At 49.8% G+C, this 25,161-nt stretch carries 19 protein-coding genes and 1 pseudogene; 14 read left to right on the forward strand and 6 right to left on the reverse strand.

Annotated features, from left to right (window positions below; genetic code table 11):
* Positions 1–215: 215 nt before the first annotated feature.
* Complete coding sequence (gene panD, locus Q0Z70_RS09440; protein WP_298073932.1) at positions 216–569, reverse strand: aspartate 1-decarboxylase; 354 nt, start codon at positions 567–569, stop codon at positions 216–218.
* 23 nt (positions 570–592) lie between these two features.
* On the reverse strand, positions 593–1,438 hold the full coding sequence (gene panC / locus Q0Z70_RS09445) for a pantoate--beta-alanine ligase (protein WP_298073933.1): 846 nt from the start codon (positions 1,436–1,438) through the stop codon (positions 593–595).
* Between the two features lie 238 nt (positions 1,439–1,676).
* On the opposite strand from panC, the gene Q0Z70_RS09450 reads away from it, so the two are divergent.
* The 7 genes from Q0Z70_RS09450 (at position 1,677) to Q0Z70_RS09480 (ending at position 11,700) form a co-directional block, all read left to right on the forward strand.
* A complete protein-coding gene (locus tag Q0Z70_RS09450; protein WP_298073935.1) occupies positions 1,677–2,498 on the forward strand; it encodes a glycogen/starch synthase in 822 nt (273 codons plus the stop codon).
* 23 nt (positions 2,499–2,521) lie between these two features.
* A complete protein-coding gene (locus Q0Z70_RS09455) occupies positions 2,522–4,132 on the forward strand; it encodes a DUF4270 domain-containing protein (protein ID WP_298073937.1) in 1,611 nt (536 codons plus the stop codon).
* 246 nt (positions 4,133–4,378) lie between these two features.
* On the forward strand, positions 4,379–5,302 hold the full coding sequence (gene miaA / locus Q0Z70_RS09460; RefSeq protein ID WP_298073938.1) for a tRNA (adenosine(37)-N6)-dimethylallyltransferase MiaA: 924 nt from the start codon (positions 4,379–4,381) through the stop codon (positions 5,300–5,302).
* Between the two features lie 69 nt (positions 5,303–5,371).
* Positions 5,372–6,298 carry a YegS/Rv2252/BmrU family lipid kinase gene (locus Q0Z70_RS09465; protein WP_298073940.1) on the forward strand — a complete coding sequence of 309 codons (927 nt, stop codon included), beginning with the start codon at positions 5,372–5,374 and terminating at the stop codon, positions 6,296–6,298.
* A 101-nt stretch (positions 6,299–6,399) separates the two neighbouring features.
* On the forward strand, positions 6,400–9,243 hold the full coding sequence (locus Q0Z70_RS09470; protein WP_298073942.1) for a M16 family metallopeptidase: 2,844 nt from the start codon (positions 6,400–6,402) through the stop codon (positions 9,241–9,243).
* Positions 9,244–9,404: 161 nt separating this feature from the next.
* Positions 9,405–10,901 (forward strand): DUF5687 family protein, encoded by a 1,497-nt coding sequence (locus Q0Z70_RS09475; protein WP_298073944.1) that lies wholly within the window; start codon positions 9,405–9,407, stop codon positions 10,899–10,901.
* Positions 10,902–10,956: 55 nt separating this feature from the next.
* Positions 10,957–11,700, forward strand: a complete 744-nt coding sequence (locus tag Q0Z70_RS09480; protein ID WP_298073946.1) for an ABC transporter ATP-binding protein — start codon at positions 10,957–10,959, stop codon at positions 11,698–11,700.
* Here Q0Z70_RS09480 and Q0Z70_RS09485 read toward each other — a convergent pair whose 3' ends face one another.
* The gene (locus tag Q0Z70_RS09485; RefSeq protein WP_298073948.1) at positions 11,701–12,708 is read right to left on the reverse strand and encodes an N-acetylmuramoyl-L-alanine amidase; all 1,008 of its coding nucleotides are present in this window, start codon (positions 12,706–12,708) and stop codon (positions 11,701–11,703) included. It abuts the gene before it with no gap.
* Between the two features lie 113 nt (positions 12,709–12,821).
* Between Q0Z70_RS09485 and Q0Z70_RS09490 the strand changes: the two genes are divergently transcribed.
* The 7 genes and pseudogenes from Q0Z70_RS09490 to Q0Z70_RS09520 form a co-directional block, all read left to right on the forward strand.
* The gene (locus tag Q0Z70_RS09490) at positions 12,822–14,102 is read left to right on the forward strand and encodes an O-acetylhomoserine aminocarboxypropyltransferase/cysteine synthase family protein (protein ID WP_298073950.1); all 1,281 of its coding nucleotides are present in this window, start codon (positions 12,822–12,824) and stop codon (positions 14,100–14,102) included.
* A 144-nt stretch (positions 14,103–14,246) separates the two neighbouring features.
* Positions 14,247–16,535: an NADP-dependent malic enzyme gene (locus Q0Z70_RS09495; RefSeq protein ID WP_298073952.1), complete on the forward strand. Its 2,289-nt coding sequence runs from the start codon at positions 14,247–14,249 to the stop codon at positions 16,533–16,535.
* Complete coding sequence (locus Q0Z70_RS09500; RefSeq protein WP_298073955.1) at positions 16,532–16,705, forward strand: hypothetical protein; 174 nt, start codon at positions 16,532–16,534, stop codon at positions 16,703–16,705. Before Q0Z70_RS09495 ends, Q0Z70_RS09500 begins: the two co-directional genes overlap by 4 nt.
* 142 nt (positions 16,706–16,847) lie before the next feature.
* Complete coding sequence (locus Q0Z70_RS09505) at positions 16,848–18,185, forward strand: NADP-specific glutamate dehydrogenase (RefSeq protein WP_298073956.1); 1,338 nt, start codon at positions 16,848–16,850, stop codon at positions 18,183–18,185.
* Between the two features lie 280 nt (positions 18,186–18,465).
* Positions 18,466–21,546: a TonB-dependent receptor gene (locus Q0Z70_RS09510; RefSeq protein ID WP_298073964.1), complete on the forward strand. Its 3,081-nt coding sequence runs from the start codon at positions 18,466–18,468 to the stop codon at positions 21,544–21,546.
* 54 nt (positions 21,547–21,600) lie between these two features.
* On the forward strand, positions 21,601–23,373 hold the full coding sequence (locus Q0Z70_RS09515) for a RagB/SusD family nutrient uptake outer membrane protein (protein WP_298073958.1): 1,773 nt from the start codon (positions 21,601–21,603) through the stop codon (positions 23,371–23,373).
* 590 nt (positions 23,374–23,963) lie between these two features.
* Positions 23,964–24,071: pseudogene (locus tag Q0Z70_RS09520) on the forward strand (IS982 family transposase); the annotation flags it as partial.
* Between the two features lie 13 nt (positions 24,072–24,084).
* Here Q0Z70_RS09520 and Q0Z70_RS09525 read toward each other — a convergent pair.
* The 3 genes from Q0Z70_RS09525 to Q0Z70_RS09535 are packed head-to-tail and all read right to left on the reverse strand — an operon-like array spanning position 24,085 to position 24,843.
* Entirely contained in the window at positions 24,085–24,423 is a 339-nt protein-coding gene (locus Q0Z70_RS09525) for a DUF4468 domain-containing protein (RefSeq protein ID WP_366807252.1), read from the reverse strand.
* The gene (locus tag Q0Z70_RS09530; RefSeq protein WP_298073960.1) at positions 24,371–24,580 is read right to left on the reverse strand and encodes a hypothetical protein; all 210 of its coding nucleotides are present in this window, start codon (positions 24,578–24,580) and stop codon (positions 24,371–24,373) included. The genes Q0Z70_RS09525 and Q0Z70_RS09530 overlap by 53 nt, the downstream gene beginning before the upstream one ends.
* A 26-nt stretch (positions 24,581–24,606) precedes the next feature.
* On the reverse strand, positions 24,607–24,843 hold the full coding sequence (locus tag Q0Z70_RS09535; RefSeq protein ID WP_298073962.1) for a hypothetical protein: 237 nt from the start codon (positions 24,841–24,843) through the stop codon (positions 24,607–24,609).
* Between the last annotated feature and the right edge of the window lie 318 nt (positions 24,844–25,161).

Here is a 25,161-nt window from a genome sequence, read left to right on the forward strand (position 1 = left end):
AGACTAACCTTGCTGAACTGTAATAAATAATTTATTTTTGTCCAATAACTGTAACGGTTATTCAGGACTAGTCAATCCCGATATTTATTCCCATATTAATCAGATAAATATATTCATTCTTATATCGAACTCACATTAAGAATATAAAAATGGCACACGGACAATGTAAGGTTTCATCCGTATGCCATTTTCAGTGTCAGGAAAGGAAAGTAGCCTCAGCGCACTACCTTGTTCGTAACCGGATCGGGGAAAATAATCGTCGGCTTGAACGACTTGGCCTCTTCAAAATCCATTAGCGCATAAGACATAATAATCACGATGTCATCAGGCTGCACACGACGTGCAGCCGCGCCGTTCAAGCAAATCTTTCCAGAGCCTCGCTCACCTTTAATGATATAAGTCTCGAAACGTTCGCCATTGTTGTTGTCGGCAATGTACACCTTCTCGCCGGCAATCATGTTGGCTGCATCCATGAGGTCCTCGTCAATCGTAATGCTACCCATATAGTTCAGGTTAGCTTCCGTGACACGGGCACAGTGGATCTTGGATTTCAATACTTCAATCATCATAATGTTTATTTCTGTTTTTTAAGTTAAGACTTGTACTTGATATTGTCGATGAGACGAACCTCGCCGCAGAAGACAGTGATGCAACCCACGACATAGTTCGTATCGGCCCAGTCGGCAATTTTCTGCAACGTGTTTCCATCCACCAATTCAAAATACTCCAAACGGAGTCCCGGCACAGCGGCAATGGAATCTTCAACGAACTTCTGCGTCTCGGCCACCGTATGCGAAGCCGCAAACTCAACACTGGCGAACAAAATCTGTGAGATCTTCACGGCGGTATGCCGATCGTCAGCAGACAAGAGCGTGTTGCGGCTGCTCAGAGCCAACCCGTCGGCCTCGCGGACGATGGGGCAACCGACAATCTTCAGCGGGAACTTCATCTGACGCACCATTTCGCGGATGATGGTCAGCTGCTGGAAGTCTTTCTCGCCGAAGTAAGCACAGTCGGGCTTCACTATATCAAACAGTTTACTCACAATCTGGCAGACACCATTGAAATGTCCAGGACGAAAGGCACCTTCCATCACTGTGTCTAACGGAGCATAGCTGAAGTGACGGGTATCAGGTTCAGGATAGATTTCTTCGACCGAAGGCGTAAAAGCAAACGTAGCCCCACACTGCTCAAGCAGGCGGCAGTCGGCTTCCAGTGTACGCGGATATTTGGCCAAATCGTTTTTGTCGTTAAACTGAGTGGGATTGACGAATATGCTCACCACTGTGGCATCGTTTTCGGCCACACTCCGCTTTATCAACGAAGCATGTCCTGCATGCAAAGCTCCCATGGTGGGCACCAATCCCACCGTCTTACCCTGGGCACGCAAAGCGGCAAGTCCCGCCTGCATATCTTTGATAGAATGTACTATTTCCATTACTTTTAAGTTTGATAAATACAGGGTTACTTCAAAAGCGGTGCAAAATAAGCTATTATTTACCACATAACGAAGAAATATCGTATTTTTTGTAGAAAAAGCATGTCCGAACAGGACCTCCCAGCCGAAAAAGCGATATTGAAATACAAGCACTTAACAAATCATAAGAAATTATAGCCATCTCATTTTGACGCTGTAAGCGTTTTTTTGTAACTTTGCGCAATAATTGATGAAGAGTATGACAAAGGCTAACAAGGTTTTATTTATCACACAAGAAATCACCCCTTATGTTTCTGAAACCGAATTATCCCTAACCGGTCGTAACCTGCCGCAAGCCATTCAGGAGAGAGGCAGAGAAATCAGAACATTCATGCCCAAATGGGGGAATATCAACGAACGCCGCAATCAGCTGCATGAGGTGATACGCTTGTCGGGAATGAATCTCATCATCGACGACACCGACCACCCGCTGATCATAAAAGTGGCCTCCATCCAGTCTGCCCGAATGCAGGTCTACTTCATAGACAACGATGACTTCTTTCAAAACCGACTGCAAACCACCGACGAAAACGGGGTAGAATATGAAGACAACGACGCACGAACCATCTTCTACACACGCGGAGTGCTCGAAACGGTGAAAAAACTGCGCTGGTGTCCCGACATCATACATTGTCACGGATGGATAACGGCCCTGACTCCCCTTTACATTAAAAGGGCATATCGGGAAGAACCTTCGTACAGAAATTCCAAAGTGATTTTCTCACTCTATGAGGATGACTTCAAACAAAGCTTCCATCCAGACTTCACAAACAAGCTGATGCTGAAAGGCATCGACAAAAAAGACCTTGCCAAACTGAAAGAGCCTGTGGATTTTACCAGCTTGTGCAAACTGGCTGTGGAATATTCCGACGGCGTCATCCAACAAAGCAAACATGTAAATCAGGAAGTACTTGACTATGCACGAAGTCTGGGGAAACCCGTATTGGAGTACCAGGGAGGCGAAGACGTGGCAGACCAATGCAACAACTTCTATAACCTGGTTGCAGAAACAGAACAATGACCCAAAAAGCAAAAACTGAAACTATGAGACTTAAGCATATAGGAGCATTGCTGACAGCAGCTCTCGTATTCTTTTCCTGCGACGACACCACGAATACGCTGGGTATGGGGATGCTCCCCGACTCGGACGGAATGTCCGCACATACCATCACTTTCGACGTCATAACCCATTCTTATCTGGCAGATGCCGTATATGCCAAGACCAGTACCGGATATGTAGGCCGCTTCACCGACCCCGAATTCGGAGCATATACATCCAGTTTCCTGACTGAACTGAATTGTACGGACAACTTCAAATTCTCGGAAACCCTGCCTCCTCTCTATGAAGAGTATTACAGCGGAGACACCTTGAAGGGTAAAGGTACCCGTGTAGACGAAAGCGTAGCAGGACTAAAACTAATCCTATATTACAGCAGCTGGTTCGGAGACTCCCTGAACGCCTGCCGCATGAGCGCTTACGAGCTGAACGATCGCTGGATACAGGAACGCCAGGACGGAACCAAGCACTACCGCTACACGGACATCAATATCAACGACTACAAAGGAACCCTTCTGGGACGGAAAGCCTATACGGCCTATGATGCTACCGTACCCGATTCCGTCCGCTTTGCTACAGGCTCCAACGGCAGTTACACCTATTCGCCCAGTATCGTATTCAACCTCGACACAGAAATAGGACAAAAGATATACGAACTTAATAAAGCCTACGAAAAAGGAGAAAATAACTATTTCGATAATGCAGACAACTTTATCAACAACGTATTCAAGGGCGTCTGCATTCAGAATGACTTCGGCGATGGAACCATCCTTTATGCAGACCATATAGACCTCCAGTTCCAGTTCCGCTTTCACTACGTAGACAGTCTGGGAGTCGCCCTCAAAAAGAAAGTGACCGATGAGAACGGACAGATTGGTGAAGATTCAATCTACTACGGTGCAGAGACCTTGTTTGCATCGACCAAAGAAGTAATACAAGCCAACCAATTTGCCAATTCGGAAAAGCTGAGAGAAAAGGTAGAAGAAAAGAACTGGACTTACATTAAATCGCCCGCCGGTATCTTTACAGAGGCGACCCTACCCTATGATGAGATTTATCAGGAATTGTCCAAAGATACGCTTAACTCTGCAAAACTGACGTTTACCAATTATAATGAAAAGAACAACTACAAGTTCAGCATGGATGCACCAAGCACCGTATTGCTACTGCGCAAGCAGGAACTGAAATCGTTCTTCGAAGAAAACAAAGTGAACGATAACGTTACTTCTTTCACCGCCACCCACAACAGCGTTGCAACTAACCAATACACATTCCAGAACATCGCCCGCCTCGTATCGGCCTGCATCAACGAAAAGAAAGCGGCACGCAACAAGGCAAAGGAAGAAGCCGGAACCGCATGGAATGAAGAAGCCTGGAACAAGGAATGGAATGAAAAGAATCCCGACTGGAATAAGGTATTACTCATCCCTGTGGACATCAAATCCCAATCAACAGGAACAAACTCTACAACAACTACAGCCGTAGAACACGACCTGCAACCCAGCTATGCCAAACTGCAAGGAGGCGACCCGAACAACGGTGGAACTAAACTAACGCTGGAAGTAACTTATACTCGTAATAAGGCACCGGGAGTGTGAAACATCATTTTTCACGCTATAATAAATCAAAATATGCAGGAATGCTCCCCAACGTGAAAGCAGGCAAGGCATGTTTCACCAGCAAGCTATATCCTACGTTTTGAAACAAAGTGAAGGCGTGAAGGATAAAATAAAGACATAATCCTCATGCAAACACGATGCTTTCTCCCTTTCAAAGCATTGTTTTCACACCCGAAAAGCACAGTTTTCTGAAAAGTAAGTTGCCAGAACGTAAATTGAAAATGTATGCCAAACTATGATTTAATCGCCATACTGGGCCCAACAGCTTCGGGAAAGACACCTTTTGCAACGGCTTTGGCCGCCGAACTGAAAACGGAAATCATCAGTGCCGACTCCCGACAAGTGTATCGCAGCATGGATTTGGGTACAGGGAAGGACGTGGCTGACTACAACGTAAACGGACAAGCCATCCCCCACCACCTGATAGATATTGCCGAGCCGGGCTATAAGTACAACGTCTTTGAGTACCAGCGCGACTTCCTGACGGCCTACGAAGACATCTGCAAAAGAGGGATGCTCCCCATCGTCTGCGGAGGGACAGGCCTCTATCTGGAAGCGATACTGAAAGGATACCGCCTGTTGCCTGTGCCCGAAAACCCTGAACTACGCACCCGTCTGGCTGATAAATCCTTGGAAGAACTGACAGAACTATTGAGAACTTACAAAACCTTGCATAACACAACGGATGTGGACACGGCCAAACGGGCCATCCGCGCCATTGAAATAGAGGAATATTACCTGCACACCTCAATAGATGAGCGTTCGTTTCCCCATCTGAAAAGCCTCATCATCGGCATGGACATCGACCGCGACCTGCGCCGCGAGAAGATAACCCGTCGCCTGAAGCAGCGATTGGACGAAGGGATGGTAGACGAAGTACGTCGACTGCTGAAGCAAGGCATCGCAGCGGAAGACCTCATCTATTACGGACTGGAATACAAGTACCTGACCCTCTACGTCATCGGCCAGCTGACTTACGACGAGATGTTCCACAGACTGGAAACCGCCATCCATCAGTTTGCCAAACGGCAGATGACATGGTTCAGGGGCATGGAACGGCGCGGATTTACCATCCACTGGATGGACGCACGCCTGCCTTTGGAAGAAAAGATTGCGTTTGTCAAAGGAAAACTCACAGAGAATTTGTAAATTTGCAGATGACAACGGCAGAAAAGAGGCCTTCGATCTCCTACTGTTAAACAATAAGAACAAAGAACTATGTCGAAATCACCCGAAAAATGGGGGGTGATATACAACCCCAAAGCCGGTACACGCAAAGTGCAAAAACGGTGGAAAGAAATCAAGGAATACATGGACAGCCGGGACGTGGCTTACGACTATGTGCAATCCGAAGGGTTCGGCTCGGTGGAACGATTGGCCGGTATCCTGGCTAATAACGGTTACCAAACCATCGTCATCGTGGGTGGCGACGGCGCACTGAACGACGCCATCAACGGCATCATGAACTCCGACGCTCCCGACAAAGGGAACATCAGCCTGGGCATCATACCCAACGGCATCGGCAATGATTTTGCCAACTACTGGGATATGAGCGACGACTACAAGGAGGCCGTAGACTGCATCATCCACGGACGGCGCAGACGCATCGACGTAGGCACGTGCTACTATTACGACGGGCAAAAACACCTGACACGCTACTTCCTGAACGCCATCAACATCGGCTTAGGAGCACGCATCGTGAAGGTAACCGACCAGTGCAAACGATTTTGGGGCGTAAAGCCATTGTCATACTTCATGGCCTTGCTATCGCTTATTTTCGAACGTAAACTTCACCGCATGCACCTGAAGATAAACGGCGAGCACATTCGCGGACGCATCATGACAGTTTGCATCGGCAGTGCACGTGGTTATGGACAAGTGCCGAGTGCCGTCCCCTACAACGGATGGTTAGACGTTTCCGTCATCTACCGCCCTGAACTACGCCAACTGCTCAGTGGGCTATGGATGCTGATACAAGGACGCATCCTGAACCATAAAATGGTGCATCCCTATCGCACACAGCACGTCAAGGTACTGCGTGCACAGAATGCGGAAGTCGACTTGGATGGCCGTATCTTGGACCGTCACTTCCCGTTGGAAATAGGCATCCTGCACGAAGCCATTACGTTGATTATACCCGAATAAGATATACATCACAGGCCGATAACCACTAAAAATCTTTCCGGCGTGTGACTTTCGGCCACCGCCTCCGACTGATACATACAAAAAAACTAAAAAATTGAGTTATGAGACATTTATTCAAGAAAACCATCCTGGCCGCAGCCATTGTCTGCAGCAACATGGGAATCCTTTTCGCCCAGCAAATGCCGCCCGTCCCCGTAGACGCACAGGTTCGTGTGGGCAAGTTGAACAACGGACTGACCTATTACATTCGTCACAACGAAAAACCCGAAAAACGTGTTGAATTCCATATCGCGCAGAAAGTGGGTTCCATCCTCGAAGAACCACAACAACGCGGATTGGCACACTTCCTGGAGCACATGGCCTTTAACGGCACAAAGAACTTCCCCGGCGACGAACGAGGCCTGGGTATTGTACAATGGTGCGAGACGAAAGGCATCAAGTTCGGGGTAAACCTCAATGCCTATACCTCGGTAGACGAAACTGTCTACCGCATCAGCAACGTTCCCAGCACAGATGCAGCCGTAGTAGATTCTTGCCTGCTCATCCTGCACGACTGGAGCAACGCCATCCTGCTGACCGACAAGGAGATTGACAAAGAACGCGGCGTCATCCGCGAAGAGTGGCGCAGCCGCAACAGCGGTATGCTCCGTCTTTATACCGAGGCGCAACCCATCATCTATCCCGACTCAAAGTACAGCGATTGTATGCCTATCGGCAGCATCGACGTCATCAACAACTTTCCCTATCAGGACATCCGCGACTACTACGCCAAGTGGTATCGTCCCGACCTGCAGGGCATCATCATCGTGGGCGATATCGACGCAAACCAGATGGAAGCCAAGGTCAAGTCTGTCTTTGCCGACGTGGAGAAACCCGTCAACCCTGCCGAACGCATTTACTATCCCGTACCCGACAATGCTGAACCTCTTATATATATAGGTAAGGACAAGGAGATTGACAGTCCGAGCATCGACATCTACTTCAAACACGACGCCACGCCCGACTCCATCAAGGGTACAATGGCCTACCTGATGCAGGACTATCTGATGAGCACCATCACCATGATGCTGAATGAACGTCTGAGCGAACTGGCACAGAGTGCCACCCCACCCTATGTAAATGCCGGCAGCTATTATGGCAACTTCTTCCTGTCCAAGACCAAAGAAGCCTTCAACATCTCCGGCACAGCCAAGGACAACGGTCTGAAGGAAACCCTGACTGCTCTGCTGACGGAAGTGGAACGCATGCGCCGCTATGGCTTCACGGAATCGGAATATGCCCGCGCACGTGCCAACTTCCTGCAACGCATCGAGTCGGCCTATAACAAACGTGCCAACACGCAAAATGATTCGTATGTGAACGAATGTATCCAGCACTTCCTTGCTGCCGAACCTATGCCAGGCATCGAATACGAATATACCGTCTTCAACCAGATAGCTCCCAACATCCCCGTAGCTTTGGTGAACCAGATTGTACAAAGCGAACTGGTTCCCGACAACAACGAGGTAGTCATTATCTCTGCCCCCGACAAAGAAGGTGAAGTAATCCCCACGAAGGAAGAAGTGCTGGCACAGCTGAACAGCATGAAACAGCTCGACGTAAAGCCCTACGAAGACAAAGTGAGCGACGAACCGCTGATGAAAGAAGCTCCCAAGGGTGGCAAGATTGTATCGGAGAAGGCTGATGCCATCTACGGCACAACGGAACTGACTTTGTCGAACGGCGTGAAGGTTTACGTGAAGAAGACCGACTTCAAAGCCGACGAAATCCGCATGAGCGCCTTCAGTCTGGGTGGAACAAGCCTGCTGCCAGACAGTGACAAACTGAACTTCAACCAAGGCATCCTGAACGGAGTAATCTCCGCCGGCGGACTGGGCGACTTCAGCAACGTGGAACTGACGAAGATGCTGGCCGGCAAAAAAGTATCGGTAGATGCAGGTGTAGGTGATACGCAGGAATACGTGCACGGCAACTGTTCGCCTAAGGATTTTGAAACAATGATGCAGCTTACCTACCTGAGCTTTACTGCTCCACGCAAGGACATGGACGCCTTTGCCTCCTTCAAGACACGTATGAAAGCACAGCTGGAAAATGCTGCTGCCAACCCGTTGTCCAGTCTCAACGACACTCTTACCTTGATGGTATATGGCAACCATCCGCGCAACCTCTTGCTGAAGCCTGAACTGATTGACCAAATTGACTACGACCGTATCCTGCAAATATACAAGGAACGTTTCGCCAATGCAGGCGACTTTACCTTCTTCTTCGTTGGCAATATCGACCTGGAACAAATGAAGCCACTCATCGAGCAGTACCTCGGTGCTCTGCCCTCGACTGGAGTCAAAGAAACTGTACGCGACAACCACATGGACATCGCCAAAGGTATTCTGAACAACACATACGCCAAGGAACAGCAAACTCCGATGGCCACTGTCGCCATGCTCTACAGCGGCTACTGCGAATATGATCTGAAGAACAACCTGCTGATGAACTTCCTGACACAGGCTCTCGACATGGTTTACACTGAGGAAGTCCGTGAAAAGGAAGGTGGCACATACGGCGTCACCTGCGTGGGCGGTCTGAACAAATATCCAAAGAACAACATGATATTGGGGATTCAATATCAGACAGATCCAGAGAAATATGAAAAGCTGAACTCCATCATCGATCACGAAATGGAAAAAATGGCTGCTGAAGGCCCAAGCGATGAACACATGCAGAAGATCAAGGAGTACATGCTGAAAAAGTATAATGACAACCAGCAGGAAAACAGCTACTGGATAAACAATCTGAATGAATACTTCTGCAACGGCGTGGACAATACCAAAGATTACGTGGAAACAATCAACGCCATCAGCAAAGCAGACGTACAGCAGTTTGCTGCCGACCTACAAAAGCAGGGTAACAAGATTACAATAGTAATGACCGTACCCGACAAGAAGTAATTTCATAAGAAGTATTTTATAAGGAGGCAAAAGGGAATTAGAAGAAGTTACCGCTTCGCTTAGAAGTTAAAATGCCAATGGCTTCGTCTCATTATTGGCTATAAGTATCGACTTCCAACTCCCTTTTACTTCCTCTAACTCCTTCCAACTTCATCTACAACATGAACCTGTTCCTCGAACTACGCCGACATGGCAAGCTGGCCGACAAGCGCCACCCCATGTATGACAAAAACAAATTCGCCCGCTTCTGGACATACCTCATGGCTGCCTTCTTGGCCGGATACCTGATATTTTTCGGCACTACCTTTGCCTTTGCGCTGAGTGAAGAGCCGCGCGAACCCTACCAGATTATCAACGGAGGACTCATCATCATCCTGGCGCTCGACTTCCTCATCCGTTTTCCTTCCCAAAAAACGCCTACTCAGGAAATGAAACCCTATCTGTTGCTTCCCATTAAACGCAAGCGGCTGATAGACTACCTGCTATTGCGTTCGGGACTGAGTACGTTCAACCTCTTTTGGCTGTTCTTCTTCGTACCGCTGGCCATCATTACCGTGACGCGTTTCTATGGCGTGACAGGTGTTGTAACTTACAACATCGGCATCTGGTTGATGATGGTGATGAACAACTATTGGTTCCTGCTGTGCCGCACACTGATGAACAAACGCATCTGGTGGGTCTTCCTTCCGCTTGCCGTTTATGGCGCTATCGGCTGTGCCCTGTTCATTCCCGACGACAGCCCCTTGTTCGACTGGTCCATCACATTGGGCGAAGGCTTCATTACAGGCAATGTATTCATCTTTCTCGGCGTGATAGCAGCCATCGTTGCCCTGTGGTTTGTGAATCGCAAAGTGATACAGGGATTAGTGTACAAAGAACTAAACAAGGTGGAAGACACGACCGTGAAAGTGCACAACGTGTCCGAATACCGTTTCCTGGACCGCTACGGCGAAATAGGAGAATACATACGCTTAGAACTCAAACTGCTGCTGCGCAACAAGGTATGCAAAGCCTCGCTGCGCTCCATCGTCATTCTCGTACTGATGTTCAGCGGCATCCTCAGTTTTTCCGATATTTACGACTCCGACGGGATGAAAAACTTCATTATGGTGTACAACTACGTCATTTTCGGTATCATGTTCTTGCTCAGTATCATGAGTTACGAAGGCAATTACATCGACGGACTGATGAGCCGCAAGGAATCCATCTACTCGCTGCTGCATGCCAAGTACATCCTCTATAGCGCAGCCATTCTGATTCCCTTCCTGCTGATGATACCTGCTATGATAACAGGCAAGCTGAAAGTCGTAAGCTGCCTGGCCTGGGCCTTGTTTACCGCCGGAACCATCTATTTCTGCCTGTTCCAGTTGGCCGTGTACAACAACCGTACACTGGATCTGAACACCAAACTGACCAACCGCCAGAATATGGGAACAGGACTACAAACCCTCATTTCGTTTGCCGCCTTCGGCCTGCCCTTGCTGCTGAACTTCGTTTTCAAAATGTGGTTAGGCGAAAACGTCACCAATATTATCCTGATTGTCGTGGGACTGGGCTTCATCCTCACTTCACGCTTCTGGTTGAAAAACATTTACCACCGCTTCATGAAACGGCGTTATAAAAACCTGGAAGGATTTCGTGACAGCCGGCAACGGTGAGAAACAACTATCAAATTACCAAAAATTATAAAGGCATTATTATTGCTCATTGTTTATGATACAGATTACTTCGTTACAAAAATCGTTCGGCGAAAAGAAAGCCGTCGACATAGAAAACTATACCGTCAATCAGGGTGAAATGCTCGGCCTCGTGGGCAACAACGGAGCAGGCAAGACCACTCTCTTCCGTCTTATTCTGGACTTGTTGCAAGCCGACCGAGGCAACGTCTGCATCGAGGGGACTGACGTCAGCAAAAGTGAAGACTGGAAAACCTTTACAGGAGCCTTCATAGATGACGGTTTCCTCATCGACTACCTGACGCCCGAAGAATACTTCTACTTCATCGGCCGGATGTACGGGCTGAAAAAGGAAGAGGTGGACGAACGCCTCCTGCCCTTCGAACGCTTTATGAACGGCGAAGTGACGGGGCAGAAGAAATTCATCCGCAACTACTCCATGGGCAACAAACAGAAGATCGGCATCATCTCGGCCATGCTTTCCCATCCGCGCCTGCTCATTCTGGACGAACCGTTCAATTTTCTGGATCCCTCGTCGCAAGCCATCATCAAGCACCTGCTGAAGCGCTACAACGAAGAGCACAACGCCACTGTCCTCATTTCGAGCCACAACCTGAGCCACACGGTAGACATCTGCCCCCGCATCGCCCTGCTGGAACACGGCATCATTATCCGAGACATTGCCAATGCCGACGGCTCGGCCGAAAAGGAACTGGAAGATTACTTTAACATCGGTGTAAAGGAAGAAGAGCGGGCAGAGGAAGAGGGAACGCAAAAATGACTATCGAGCCACGCATTTCTTAAAATCGGCAATCAGTCCCTCGCACATCCAATTGGCCAGTGCCTGACGGTTGTCACTGATGACAAAACGGCGCTGGTCAAAGCTGTTCTGGATATTCCCCAGCTCGACGAACAACGCAGGGGGAGCGGAATTAAGCAGCACATAGAGATTGCGGCCGCTCACCGTCCCTTCAAAACCCCGATTGGGTTGATGACGGTCATACTTGCGCTCGAACGTCGTCTTCATGCCGCGAGCCAACTGCTCGCCATACCGGCTGCCCGGAGCGTGATAGAAGAATACGTCGGTCTGCGCCCGCTCGCTGCGGCTGTCCACATGAAGGAAAACCGAACGGCAATACTTGTATTTCTGCCGGTCGCTGCGGTAGAGTTCATTGATTTTCGCACAACGCTGTTTCAGTCGCTCGACCTGATTGAGCGGAATGGGGTCGCCCATGCACGTCTCCCGTTTGCTGTTCTTCAGATAATCGCCGTTGCGGATGCCGTCTTTCTTATCCCGGATGATGATGTGCACTTCGGCACCTTCCTGCATCAGGTTGCGCGCCAGACGCAGAGCCACGTCATAGGCATATTCGTCTTCGTGCAATTCATGGCCATTCAGACGGCCGATGGCTCCAGGGTCGGGGCCGCCATGCCCGCTGACGATATAAAAGCAAGCGCCTACGAGGCTGCCGCCCGTCACATCGACACAAGATAGTTTCTTGCCGAACAACGGTTCCTCCACCTGCCGTTTCCCCGAAGGGACAGCCGTTTCTCCTTCCCCCGGCAACGGAGGGAGCACATAACGGACTCCCAGCGTCAGTTCATCCCTGCCTTTCAGCTGCTTTTCATTCAGCCGCAGAAATTCGCGGTAACAGGCCCGGCCGGAACGGTGATTGCGTTGCAGGAAGGAAGAGATTCCTTCGCCTTTGCGAGGGGTATCGGTGGCCTGCTGGGCCGTTGCAGAAAGGGTGAACAAGGCCCCTATCAAAGGAAGTAAAATATGTCTCATTCTATTAAATCCACTAAAAATCCGGCTTCTGCCGACAAATTTACAGTATTTTCCGTACTTTTGCGACAACTAAATGCACATAAATAACTCCAAACCATCCAATTTATTCGATTATGACCAAGCAATTCAAACCCGAAACCCTGTGCGTGCAGGCCGGCTGGTCTCCCAAGAAAGGAGAACCCCGCGTACTCCCCATCTATCAGAGTACCACTTTCAAATATGATACCAGCGAGCAGATGGCCCGCCTCTTCGACCTGGAAGAAAGCGGATATTTCTATACCCGCCTGCAAAATCCGACCAACGACGCCGTAGCCGCCAAAATCGCCGCTTTGGAAGGGGGAGTGGCCGCCATGCTGACTTCAAGCGGACAGGCTGCCAACTTCTACGCCGTGCTCAACGTCTGCCAGGCGGGCGACCACTTCGTATGCTCATCCTGCATTTACGGCGGGACGTTCAACCTTTTCGGGGTGACGATGAAAAAGCTGGGCATCGACGTGACGTTCATCAATCCCGATGCCCCGGAAGAGGAGATTTCCGCCGCCTTCCGCCCCAACACGAAGGCGCTGTTCGGCGAAACCATCTCAAACCCCACGCTCGAAGTGCTCGACATCGAAAAGTTTGCCCGCATCGCCCACAGGCATGGCGTACCCCTGATTGTAGACAACACCTTCCCCACCCCCATCAACTGCCGCCCGTTCGAATGGGGGGCCGACATCGTGGTACACTCCACCACGAAGTACATGGACGGACATGCCACAAGCGTAGGCGGATGTATCGTAGACAGCGGCCGTTTCGACTGGGACGCCCACGCCGACAAGTTCCCCGGCCTCTGCACGCCCGACGAGTCGTATCACGGCCTGACCTATACGAAGGCATTCGGCAAGATGGCTTACATCACGAAGGCCACCGCCCAGCTGATGCGCGACCTCGGCAGCATCCAATCGCCCCAGAACGCCTTTCTGCTGAACCTCGGACTGGAAACGCTGCACCTGCGCATGCCACAGCACTGCAAGAACGCGCAGGCCGTGGCCGAATACCTGTCCGGGAACGACAAAGTGGCCTGGGTGAACTACTGCGGCCTGCCGGGCGACAAGTATCACGAACTGGCGCAGAAATACATGCCGAACGGCTCGTGCGGCGTGGTGACTTTCGGACTGAAAGGCGGACGCGATGTGTCCATCAAGTTCATGGACTCGCTGAGACTGGCCGCCATCGTCACCCACGTGGCCGACGCCCGCACCTGCGTGCTCCATCCGGCCAGCCATACGCACCGCCAGCTGACGGACGAGCAGCTGATGGCAGCCGGCGTGCGCCCCGACATCATCCGCTTCTCGGTGGGCATCGAGAACGCCGGCGACATCATCGCCGACATCGAACAGGCGCTCAACGCATAAGGCCTGCCGTCGGGCTAAACCTTTAGTCTAAGCCTGGCTAAACTTTTAGCCTAAGCCTTGGCCAGACTGCTGGCCTAAGCTTGGTTAGACCCTTAGTCTGAAAAAGAGACAAAAACGAACATCATAAACACAACCGTTACAACTATGGTAAAGATAACAAAAGAAGCCGCCCTGCTCTACCACTCGCAGGGCAAACCGGGAAAAATCGAAGTAGTGCCCACCAAGCCCTACGCCACACAGACCGACCTTTCGCTGGCCTATTCGCCCGGCGTGGCCGAGCCTTGTCTGGAAATAGAGAAAAACCCGCAGGATGCCTACAAATACACGGCCAAAGGAAACCTCGTGGCCGTCATCTCGAACGGAACCGCCGTGCTCGGACTGGGCGACATCGGCGCCCTGAGCGGCAAGCCGGTGATGGAAGGCAAGGGACTGCTCTTCAAAATCTATGCAGGCATCGACGTGTTCGACATCGAAGTGAACGAAAAAGACCCCGAAAAATTCATTCAGGCCGTGAAGGCCATCGCCCCCACTTTCGGAGGCATCAATCTGGAAGACATCAAGGCGCCCGAATGTTTCGAGATAGAACGCCGGCTGAAAGAGGAGCTGGACATCCCCGTCATGCACGACGACCAGCACGGCACGGCCATCATCTCAAGCGCCGGACTGCTGAACGCCCTCGAAGTGGCCGGCAAGCGGATTGAAGACGTGCACATCGTGGTGAACGGCGCCGGCGCATCGGCCATTTCGTGCACCAAGCTGTACGTATCGCTCGGCGCCCGCCGCGAAAACATCCTGATGCTGGACAGCAAGGGCGTCATCACCGCCGACCGCGAAAACCTGACCGAGCAGAAACGCTTCTTTGCCACCGACCGCCGCGACGTACACACACTGGCCGAAGCCATCAAAGGGGCCGACGTCTTCCTCGGCCTGTCGAGAGGCAACGTGCTGACGCAGGACATGGTGCGCTCGATGGCCGACCACCCCATCGTCTTCGCTCTGGCCAACCCCACGCCGGAAATCTCATACGAAGACGCCATGGCCGCCCGCCCCGACGTACTGATGTCGACCGGCCGCTCGGACTATCCCAACCAGATAAACAATGTCATCGGCTTCCCCTACATCTTCCGGGGCGCGCTGGACACGCACGCCAGCGCCATCAACGAAGAGATGAAGATTGCCGCCGTACACGCCATTGCCGGACTGGCCAAGCAGCCCGTGCCCGACGTGGTGAACGAAGCCTATCATGTGAACAACTTCACCTTCGGCCCCGAATATTTCATCCCGAAACCCGTCGACCCGCGCCTCATCACGGAAGTGTCGTGCGCCGTAGCCCGTGCCGCCATGAAAAGCGGCGTAGCCCGCAAGAAGATTGAAAACTGGGACGCCTACTGCCGGCAGCTGCGCGAACTGATGGGTTACGAAAGCAAGCTCATCCGCCAGCTCTACGACACGGCCCGCCGCAACCCGCAGCGCGTAGTCTTTGCCGAAGGCATTCACCCCAATATGCTGAAGGCGGCAGTCGAGGCCAGGGCCGAAGGCATCTGCCACCCCATCCTGCTGGGCAACGACGAAGCCATCGTGAAGCTGGCCGAAGAGCTGGATCTCAATCTGGAAGGCATCGAAATCGTCAACCTGCGCCATCCCAACGAAGCCCCGCGCCGCGAACGCTATGCCCGCATCCTGTCCGAAAAGCGCGCCCGCGAAGGCGCCACCTACGAGGAGGCCAACGACAAGATGTTCGAGCGCAACTACTTCGGCATGATGATGGTCGAGATGGGCGAAGCGGACGCCTTCATCACCGGACTCTACACGAAGTACAGCAACACCATCAAGGTGGCCAAGGAAGTAATCGGCATCCGTCCCGAATACAAGCATTTCGGCACCATGCACATCCTCAACTCCAAGAAAGGCACCTACTTCCTGGCCGATACCCTCATCAACCGCCATCCCGACACGGATACGCTGATCGACATCGCCAGGCTGTCGGCACACACGGTACGCTTCTTCAACCACACTCCGGTGATGGCGATGTTAAGCTATTCGAACTTCGGTGCCGATACCGAAGGCAGCCCCGTCAAGGTGCACGAGGCCGTAGACTACATGCAGCAACACGATCCGGGACTTGCCATCGACGGCGAAATGCAGATGAACTTTGCCATGAACCGCGAGATGCGCGACAAGAAGTATCCCTTTACCCGCCTCTTCGGCAAGGACGTCAATACGCTGGTATTCCCCAACCTGAGTTCGGCCAACTCGGCTTACAAACTGTTGCAGGCCATGGACACGGATGCCGAAATCATCGGCCCGATACAGATGGGTCTGAACAAGCCCATCCATTTCACCGACTTCGAAAGCTCGGTACGCGACATCGTGAACATCACCGCCGTGGCTGTCATCGACGCCATTGTCGACAAAAAGAAAGCGAAACAATGAGAAAGCCGCTCTCCAAATCGCAGATAGTCTGCATTACGCTTCTTTGGGCGTTGCTCTGCTACTATGTATTGGCGTACAGCGAACGGATTGACGGCCCTGTCATCCTAATGATACTCCTTTCGGCGGCATTGGTATTCATTCCCGTCATCCGGTCACTGAGAAAGCGGTAAAAGCATGTCTTTTTTCTACAAAAAGCGGGATAAATCAATAAAAATGACGTTTTATCCCGCTTTTTATTTATAAATTGTTTGTGCATATCATTTTTATATCTACATTTGCAGCCACAAACAACAAAACAACTAATAAAAGATTATGAATGCAGCTAAAGTATTGGAAGATTTAAAAAGACGGTTCCCCAACGAACCGGAGTATCATCAAGCCGTAGAAGAGGTATTGGGAACCATTGAAGAAGAGTACAACAAACACCCCGAATTCGACAAAGTCAACCTGATTGAGCGCCTGTGCATTCCCGACCGTGTGTACCAGTTCCGCGTCACCTGGGTAGACGACAAAGGCAACGTACAAACCAACATGGGTTACCGTGTACAACATAACAACGCCATTGGCCCGTATAAAGGCGGCATCCGTTTCCACGCATCCGTTAATTTAGGCATTTTGAAGTTCCTGGCTTTCGAGCAGACCTTCAAGAACTCGTTGACAACCCTTCCGATGGGTGGCGGCAAAGGAGGTTCAGACTTCTCTCCGCGCGGCAAGAGCAACGCCGAAGTCATGCGTTTCTGCCAGGCCTTCATGCTGGAACTGGGGCGTCACATTGGCCCGGATGTAGATGTACCGGCCGGCGACATCGGTGTAGGTGGCCGCGAAGTCGGGTTTATGTTCGGCATGTACAAGAAACTGACGCGCGAATTCAGCGGCGTACTGACCGGTAAAGGCCGTGAATTCGGTGGTTCATTAATCCGTCCCGAAGCTACAGGTTACGGCAACGTTTACTTCCTGATGGAAATGCTGAAAACAAAAGGCATGGATCTGAAAGGCAAGACAGTGCTTATCTCAGGGTCAGGTAACGTGGCCCAATATACGGCGGAAAAAGTATTGCAGCTGGGTGGTAAGGTATTAACCATGTCCGATTCCGACGGTTATGTGTACGATCCCGAAGGTATCGACCGCGAAAAGCTGGACTACATCATGGAGCTGAAGAACCTGTACCGGGGCCGTATCCGTGAATATGCAGAACAATATCCCGGCGTGAAATATGTGGAAGGGGCCCGTCCCTGGGGAGAAAAAGCCGACATCGCACTTCCGTCTGCCACACAGAATGAAATCAACGGAGACGATGCCAGGAAATTGATTGCCAACGGAGTGATTGCCGTATCGGAAGGAGCCAACATGCCTTCCACACCGGAAGCAATCCGCGTATTCCAGGAAGCCAAAATCCTCTACGCTCCGGGTAAGGCCGCCAATGCCGGTGGTGTATCGGTATCCGGCCTCGAAATGACGCAGAACTCCGAACGCCTGTCATGGAGTGCCGAGGAAGTAGATGCCAAACTGCACTACATCATGGAGAACATCCACGAAAACTGTGTGAAGTATGGTACGGAACCAGACGGATACGTAAATTATGTAAAGGGTGCCAACATTGCCGGGTTCATGAAAGTGGCCAACGCCATGATGGCTCAAGGAATTGTATGATATGAAATAAATAAGCCATAGTTATACCATACATTAAACAAGGAGAAAAGCGGGAGGCAGCGATGCTTTCCGCTTTTCCTATGTAAAAAGGCTGACAGCACAAACTCTGTTACATAGAATATCACCCATGATACATGAAACCAAAATGCCCGATGATGTAACATCTATGACAGCCTGTCACTCTCCCACCCGATAACTTTGCAAGCAGAAAACTATTTTTATTATTTACGCCATGAAAAAGATAGCCATGAAATTCTTTTCCTGCCTTCTCTTTATTATAATGGGAAGCGCTGCGGTTCAAGCCCAGAATCGAAAAATATCGGGCACAGTCTTATCAAAAACTGACAATTATCCGGTTATCGGAGCAACCGTCGTCGAAAAGGCCAATCCCTCCAATGGAGTGATTACCGACCTGGATGGTAATTTTTCCATCACGGTATCACCCAATGCCGAACTGACCTTCTCCTATGTAGGTTTCAAGAATGTTACCCTACCTGCCACAGACGGCATGAATGTGCTTCTGGAAGAAGAAAACGAACTGTTACAGGAAGTGGTTGTAGTCGGCTACCAAACCCAACGCAAAGCCGACCTGACCGGCTCCATCGCCGTCGTTTCAACCGATGAAATCAAAACGACCTCAAACACAGATCCGATGCGTGCCCTTCAGGGAAAAGTGCCGGGTATGACTATTACAGCCAACGGATCGCCCAGCGGCGTAGGCACGGTACGTATTCGTGGTATCGGTTCGTTCAACTCGTCTCAAGACCCTCTCTACATTGTAGACGGTGTGCCTACTACCCGTGCGCTGAACTCACTGAACGCAAACGACATTGAAAGCATGCAAGTGTTGAAAGATGCCGCTTCGGCCTCAATCTACGGTTCGCGAGCTTCCAACGGTGTCATCATCATCACCACCAAGCAAGGGAAAAAGTCCGAAAAGATAAAGGTAGACTTCTCTGCCAATCTGACGGCCCAATTTTACACGAACCAGTCGGTGATGAATCTGTCCAATTCCGCCCAATATGCCACAGCGATGGCTCAGGCGGCCCTGAACGACGGATTAGACCCCGTAACGTATGCAAGCGGCTATGGATTGAATCTGAATGCGACCCAGGGTACTCCTATCACAGTATGGAATCCGGCCACTAACAGCTATGTGAACTATACCGTAAACGGACTGTATAACGGCTATGTCAATGCAAAGAAAACCATGAAATTCTCCGACACCGACTGGTTGGACGAAATCTCCCGCACCGGTTTTTCCCAGAATTACGACCTTTCCATTTCGGACGCTACGGACAAACATTCCACCATGTTCTCGTTGGGATACAAGAAGAATACCGGTATCATCAAATATACGGATTTCGAGAACATCGCAGCCCGTATGAACTCTTCCTACAACATCAACAAGTACATCACGGTGGGTGAAAACTTCACCGCAACCTATTCCAGCCAGGTCGATACCGCCCCGATGGAAAATGCACTGAAGATGGCCCCCGTTCTGCCGGTTTACGAAGACGACGGAACGACATTCAGCGGCCCCGTAGGCAGCATGAGCGACCGCCAGAACCCGCTGCGCGAAGCTTACCAAAACCGCAACAACGCCCTGAACTACTGGCGTCTGTTCGGTAATGCCTATGCCGAGTTGAAGCCCATCAAGGGACTGACACTGCGCACCAACTTCGGTATCGACTACTATTCGTCATTCATCAATGCCATGACGCCCACCTACCATTCGGACATCGTCAACAACGACATCGCCAAGACCACCCTTTCGCACAACAACGAAGTGAACTGGACGTGGAGCAACACGGCCAACTATAACTTCCGCCTGGCCGACCGGCACGACATCACCGTACTATTAGGTACAGAAATGAACAAGCAGACCATTGTAGACTACTCTGCCTACTCTGAAGAATATGCTTTGGAAGATCCTGACTACATGTGGCCCAACGCCGCCACCGGAACTATGCGAAACTCCGGTGCCAAGGTCGGTTACCGTCTGGCTTCCTTCTTCGGCAAAATAGACTATAATTATGACGACTTCGTCCTGGCTTCCTTCACCATCCGCCGCGACGGTTCTTCCCGCTTCGGTAAAGACCATCGCTGGGGTACCTTCCCTGCCGCTACATTGGGTTTCCGTCTTTCCAAACTGCTGGAGAAAGATTGGATGGACGATTGGAAAGTACGTCTTTCTTGGGGACAGACCGGTAACCAAGCCATCGACAACAACGCACAGTTCGGACTCTATGTGGCTGACTACGGTCTGGATCGTGTAACATCCACCGCCTATGACATATACCTACAAAACTCAGGAACTTTCCCTTCGGGTTATCGGGCAACCCAATATGCCAATCCCAACTTGAAGTGGGAATCTGCAGAACAGTTCAATATAGGTACTGATTTCACCCTGTTGCAAGGCAGTCTTTACGGCAGCATTGACGGTTATATAAAAGATGTAGACGATATGCTTATCAGCCCGGCTTTCCTGGGAGCTCTTGGCGAAGGTGGAAACTCCTGGCAGAATGGCCCTTCACTGCGCAACTGGGGTATGGAGTTTGCCTTAGGTTACCGCAAGACACTGGCCTGCGGTTTGGGTATTGACCTCAATGCGAATGTGGATTTCTTCCGTAACAAAGTGACCTATCTGCCTGAAACAACGACCGGATCCTACGCTCATACATCCAAAGAAGATTTGGTTGAAGCCGGAGTTTCCTACGGCTCTATAGTAGGCTACGTAGTAGAAGGCCTTTTCCAGAACCAGGCAGAAGTGGATGCATCGGGACAACCCAACGCCCGCGTCGGTGGACTGAAATATGCCGACTTGGACGGTAATCACGAAATCAATGCCGACGACCAGACCTGGATTTACGACCCCGTACCGGCCTTCTCGTATGGTTTGAACATCGCGCTCAATTACAAGAACTTCGATCTGAGCATGTTCTGGCAAGGGGTATGCAACCAAGACGTATATAACAACCAAAAATTCCAGACGGACTTCTGGGGTGTAAACGATCCGGGTTCCAACAAGGGCGAACGTGTGCTTCAAGCCTGGACAACCGCTAATACCCATTCGACCATCCCGGCATTGAGTACCCTGAATACAGCCGATGAAGGACGCGCATCCAGTTACTTTGTGGAAAACGGTTCTTACCTCAAACTCCGCAACCTACAAATCGGTTACAACGTACCGACTGATTTCTTGTCCAAATTCAAAATGACCAGCGCCCGCTTCTATCTTGCAGGTCAGAACCTGCTCACAGTCAAGAGCAAAAATCTGACATGTACCGATCCAGAGAACCCCAATTGGGCCTATCCGCTTGCCACATCCGTCTCGTTCGGTATTCAGATAGGTTTTTAATAAGATACAAAGTTCAGATTAACAATCTCAATCTCACTAAAAATTAAGAAAATCATGAAAAAGAAAATATATACCGTACTTGCTGCCTGTTTCATGGGGCTGACATTGACTAACTGCGACAGCTTTTTAGATTACAACCCGACTGCCGTTATTGACGAAGACAAAGCGTTTTCCGATCCTGAAGCCATGGTAACAGCCTCCTATGCTATGATGGGCGACTGCTGGTACACCTACCCTTTCAACCTGTGGCCCTACGGCGACCTTACGTCGGATGACTGTCTGAAAGGCGGATGGGGTACGGGAGACACCAACTATCATCATCTGGAAATCTGGTCATCGCTAACCGCAACCAATCCCGACCACATGGACGAGTTGTGGTACCGTCTTTATTGTGCCATTTCGCGCTGTAACCGCGCTATCGTAGCCCTCCAACGGAACGGCGTTTCCACATTAGGTGAAGACATCACCAACCAACGTATGGCAGAAGTTAAATTCCTCCGTGCCCACTTCTACTACAAACTCATCACAGTCTTTCGCCAAGTCCCCTGGATTGACGAAGCCGTATTCGAGAACAACACCGTAGAACAAGTACGCAACGATCAATATACTTACGAAGAACTGTTTGGAAAAATCATTGATGAATTCCAGACCGCCTACAACGTATTGCCTGCCAATCAAGAGGACGGTGGCCGTGTTAACAAGATTGCCGCTGCTTCTTACCTGGCTAAGTGTTACCTCAACCTGGCATGGGGCGACGGATACGAAGCCACTACCGGCGCAGGCCACATCAATCGTGACTATATGCAGAAAGTCATTGACTATACCGATGCCGTAGTAAGCTCATCCTATGGCTATCTGGAAGATTTCGGAGACATTTTCCTGCCTGATTACAAGAACAGCAAGGAATCCATCTTTGCCGTACAGACCTCGGACTATGCCGATGACCACACCACTTACGGCCGCGCCAACTGGTCGAACATGCTAAACGGCTGCTGGGGAATCTGGTCGTGCGGATGGGACTGCCACAAACCCTCCCAAAATTTGGTAAACGCCTTCAAAACCAAAGACGGCCTGCCAATGTTCGACGACTTCAACAACGAAATAGCTTACCCTGTCAACGGCAAGCCAACCAATCAGAAATGGGACCCGCGCTTGTTCCATACCGTCGGTATGCCTTCCTTCCCTTACAAATACGAGGCTGAATACACGTTGGATGCCGGCAAGAACACTCGTGCTGCCAGCGTGTACGGCTACTATTCCTCAATGAAAGAAGTGCCTCAACGTTCAAAAGGTGAGACCTACAACGGAAGCTGGCAGGCCTTTGCGATGAACGACTACGTATTTCGCTACACTGATGTCATGCTGATGCGTGCCGAGGCACTGATTGAACTCGACCGTATGGAAGAAGCCCGTACCATCATCAATGCCATCCGTCAACGGGCAGCTAATTCGGTCAACAAGCACATCGCCTATGCTGCCGACCAATGTGAAATAGCCCTTTATCCGGCCTCCTATTTCCAGGACAAGGAAAGTGCACGCAAATGCCTGCGTTGGGAACGTCGATTGGAAATGGCTATGGAAGGCAGCCGATATTTTGATCTTCGCCGCTGGGGCATTGCCTCGAAAACGTTGAATGCATTCTTTGCCAGCGAACAGAATGACTCCTATACATATATACATTCCGAAACCGGAGAAGCTATCACACAACCTTATGCCCAATATTACAAAGATGCCCACTACACAGTCGGTAAGAATGAGTTCTTCCCCATCCCTTACAACCAGCTGTTCTATATTCCGGGACTCTACGTACAAAATGCAGGATATTAAGGCTAAAAAAAAGCCAACCTGTTCAACTATTACGACAAGAATATAATACGAAATAAATAGGCATAGTTACAACATACAACTTAAACAAGGAGAAAAGAGGCTGTCTCAAAATAAACTTGAGATGGCCTCTTTTTATCAGCTATCTTGTCTATGAAAGCTCCCAAATCACTTTGAAAATAATCCGGGAAGGGCTCAAAATAGTCCTGTCACACCAAGTAACAGATTATCAACAAATTAGTGCGACACCTTAGGGTCTTTGGTAAACATTTCCGTGAAAAAATAAAAAATACCTTGCCTTTAAAGGCAGCCTATTTTTTATTATATTTCAAGAAAGTTTGTACAGCTCCTGTCACTGTCGCAGCAACCGACTGTATATCAGCAAATTGGTGTGACAGGACTGTTTTACTCGTGCAAAAATCCCGTTTTTCTTCCTCTTTTTTTCACGGGCAGATTTTTTCCGTCCTGACACCATGCTTGCTGACCCTCTGACGAAGTGCTTCGTCCCCTCTTCATAAAGCACGGCATGACACCCTCACGAAGCACTGCGTCGGGACTTCAGGAAGTGCTGCGTGACGGAGTAAGGGAATAGAAATTTTATTGCCGATTCATTGTCAGCCATCGCAGTCTGTTGTTACTCTGAAAAGAAGCCCGCCATTGAAGCGAACTTTATCAAGGACGAACAACTTGCTGTCTTTTGATTTTATGTCGAACTCACGCTAATGCTCCAATCCATCCTTCACCGACAGCAACATTAACAGAATAGAAAGGAATGGTATAGGTCACTCTGACTCTGCCATCTTTAATATCACACTTAATGACCAGTCTGAGGTTCACGTTATAGCTGTTGGTTCCGCCAGCATGCTGAGCTATGTCTGCTACATATCCTTGTGCAATGATACTCCCTAATTCCTTGTCATTTAGTTTAATGACAGAGTTGGCATCATTGAATGTAGCCGTAAACCAATAGTTGAGTAGTACGTAGAGTTCATCTTTTGTTTTACTTTCTGCTGGAATAATTTGAACGTATATTATTCTGTTGTTCTTGTCCAGCTAGAAGTTGCTGTCCAAGATTTTCTGCCGCATCAACCCATTTTTCTCTATACTTCTCTTTTGCGTAGTTCTCCAATTCATCTACCCGCAAAATTTGTGCATCTATTATTGTGCATATAAAAAGCGACATCAGTGCCGTGAATATTACTTTCTTCATAAGTTTATAGATTTGGGGCATTAATGTTAGAAATCAAATCCAAGTTTGATAGCAATAGCTTCTGTATTATATTGAGTCTTATCTCTTGTGTAGTCCATGCTGTCATAGTCAATAAATTCATCAAATACTTCAAACTCCAATTTTTCATTTGTATATCCGAGAGATATGCTAAGACCCTGTTTGTCGTTCAGCGCATATCTGATACCCACCGAGGCATTGATATAAAGTCCACCACCGTTTGTGACGTATGTACCGCCTTTCAAGTCAACAAAAGGAGCAATCTTTCCTTTACAAAAATAAGCGCTACTGATTATCAGTTACTTACGGAGAATTTGGTACAAATAAGGAACGCCATAAGCATCCTTAATGTTATCAATCAACAAATATCGAGAAGCATCCGTGTGATGTTCTTCCTATTCTTTCTTGTCCTTTTATATATTCCTTTTGTCTGTGCAAAGGTAGTACAAAAATCGGTGAAACGGAAAGTCGGGGCGAATAAATTGGCAGACAATAGATAAGGAAGGCTGATGCGGACATAAGTGAGGCCAACGGAGACCGGTAAAAAGCCAGGAAAAACCGTC

The sequence above is a fragment of the uncultured Bacteroides sp. genome (assembly GCF_947632445.1).
GTDB lineage: Bacteria > Bacteroidota > Bacteroidia > Bacteroidales > Bacteroidaceae > Bacteroides.

What these genes read in the sequence shown, in the direction of transcription:
- Q0Z70_RS09475 (WP_298073944.1), top strand. Translation starts at nt 9,405, where the DNA reads ATGAACCTGTTCCTCGAACTACGCCGACATGGCAAGCTGGCCGACAAG.
- Q0Z70_RS09495 (WP_298073952.1), top strand. Translation starts at nt 14,247, where the DNA reads ATGGTAAAGATAACAAAAGAAGCCGCCCTGCTCTACCACTCGCAGGGC.
- Q0Z70_RS09485 (WP_298073948.1), bottom strand. Translation starts at nt 12,708, where the DNA reads ATGAGACATATTTTACTTCCTTTGATAGGGGCCTTGTTCACCCTTTCT.
- Q0Z70_RS09490 (WP_298073950.1), top strand. Translation starts at nt 12,822, where the DNA reads ATGACCAAGCAATTCAAACCCGAAACCCTGTGCGTGCAGGCCGGCTGG.
- Q0Z70_RS09505 (WP_298073956.1), top strand. Translation starts at nt 16,848, where the DNA reads ATGAATGCAGCTAAAGTATTGGAAGATTTAAAAAGACGGTTCCCCAAC.
- Q0Z70_RS09465 (WP_298073940.1), top strand. Translation starts at nt 5,372, where the DNA reads ATGTCGAAATCACCCGAAAAATGGGGGGTGATATACAACCCCAAAGCC.
- panD (WP_298073932.1), bottom strand. Translation starts at nt 569, where the DNA reads ATGATGATTGAAGTATTGAAATCCAAGATCCACTGTGCCCGTGTCACG.
- Q0Z70_RS09530 (WP_298073960.1), bottom strand. Translation starts at nt 24,580, where the DNA reads ATGAAGAAAGTAATATTCACGGCACTGATGTCGCTTTTTATATGCACA.
- miaA (WP_298073938.1), top strand. Translation starts at nt 4,379, where the DNA reads ATGCCAAACTATGATTTAATCGCCATACTGGGCCCAACAGCTTCGGGA.
- Q0Z70_RS09480 (WP_298073946.1), top strand. Translation starts at nt 10,957, where the DNA reads ATGATACAGATTACTTCGTTACAAAAATCGTTCGGCGAAAAGAAAGCC.
- Q0Z70_RS09470 (WP_298073942.1), top strand. Translation starts at nt 6,400, where the DNA reads ATGAGACATTTATTCAAGAAAACCATCCTGGCCGCAGCCATTGTCTGC.
- Q0Z70_RS09515 (WP_298073958.1), top strand. Translation starts at nt 21,601, where the DNA reads ATGAAAAAGAAAATATATACCGTACTTGCTGCCTGTTTCATGGGGCTG.
- Q0Z70_RS09510 (WP_298073964.1), top strand. Translation starts at nt 18,466, where the DNA reads ATGGGAAGCGCTGCGGTTCAAGCCCAGAATCGAAAAATATCGGGCACA.
- Q0Z70_RS09455 (WP_298073937.1), top strand. Translation starts at nt 2,522, where the DNA reads ATGAGACTTAAGCATATAGGAGCATTGCTGACAGCAGCTCTCGTATTC.
- Q0Z70_RS09450 (WP_298073935.1), top strand. Translation starts at nt 1,677, where the DNA reads ATGACAAAGGCTAACAAGGTTTTATTTATCACACAAGAAATCACCCCT.
- Q0Z70_RS09500 (WP_298073955.1), top strand. Translation starts at nt 16,532, where the DNA reads ATGAGAAAGCCGCTCTCCAAATCGCAGATAGTCTGCATTACGCTTCTT.
- panC (WP_298073933.1), bottom strand. Translation starts at nt 1,438, where the DNA reads ATGGAAATAGTACATTCTATCAAAGATATGCAGGCGGGACTTGCCGCT.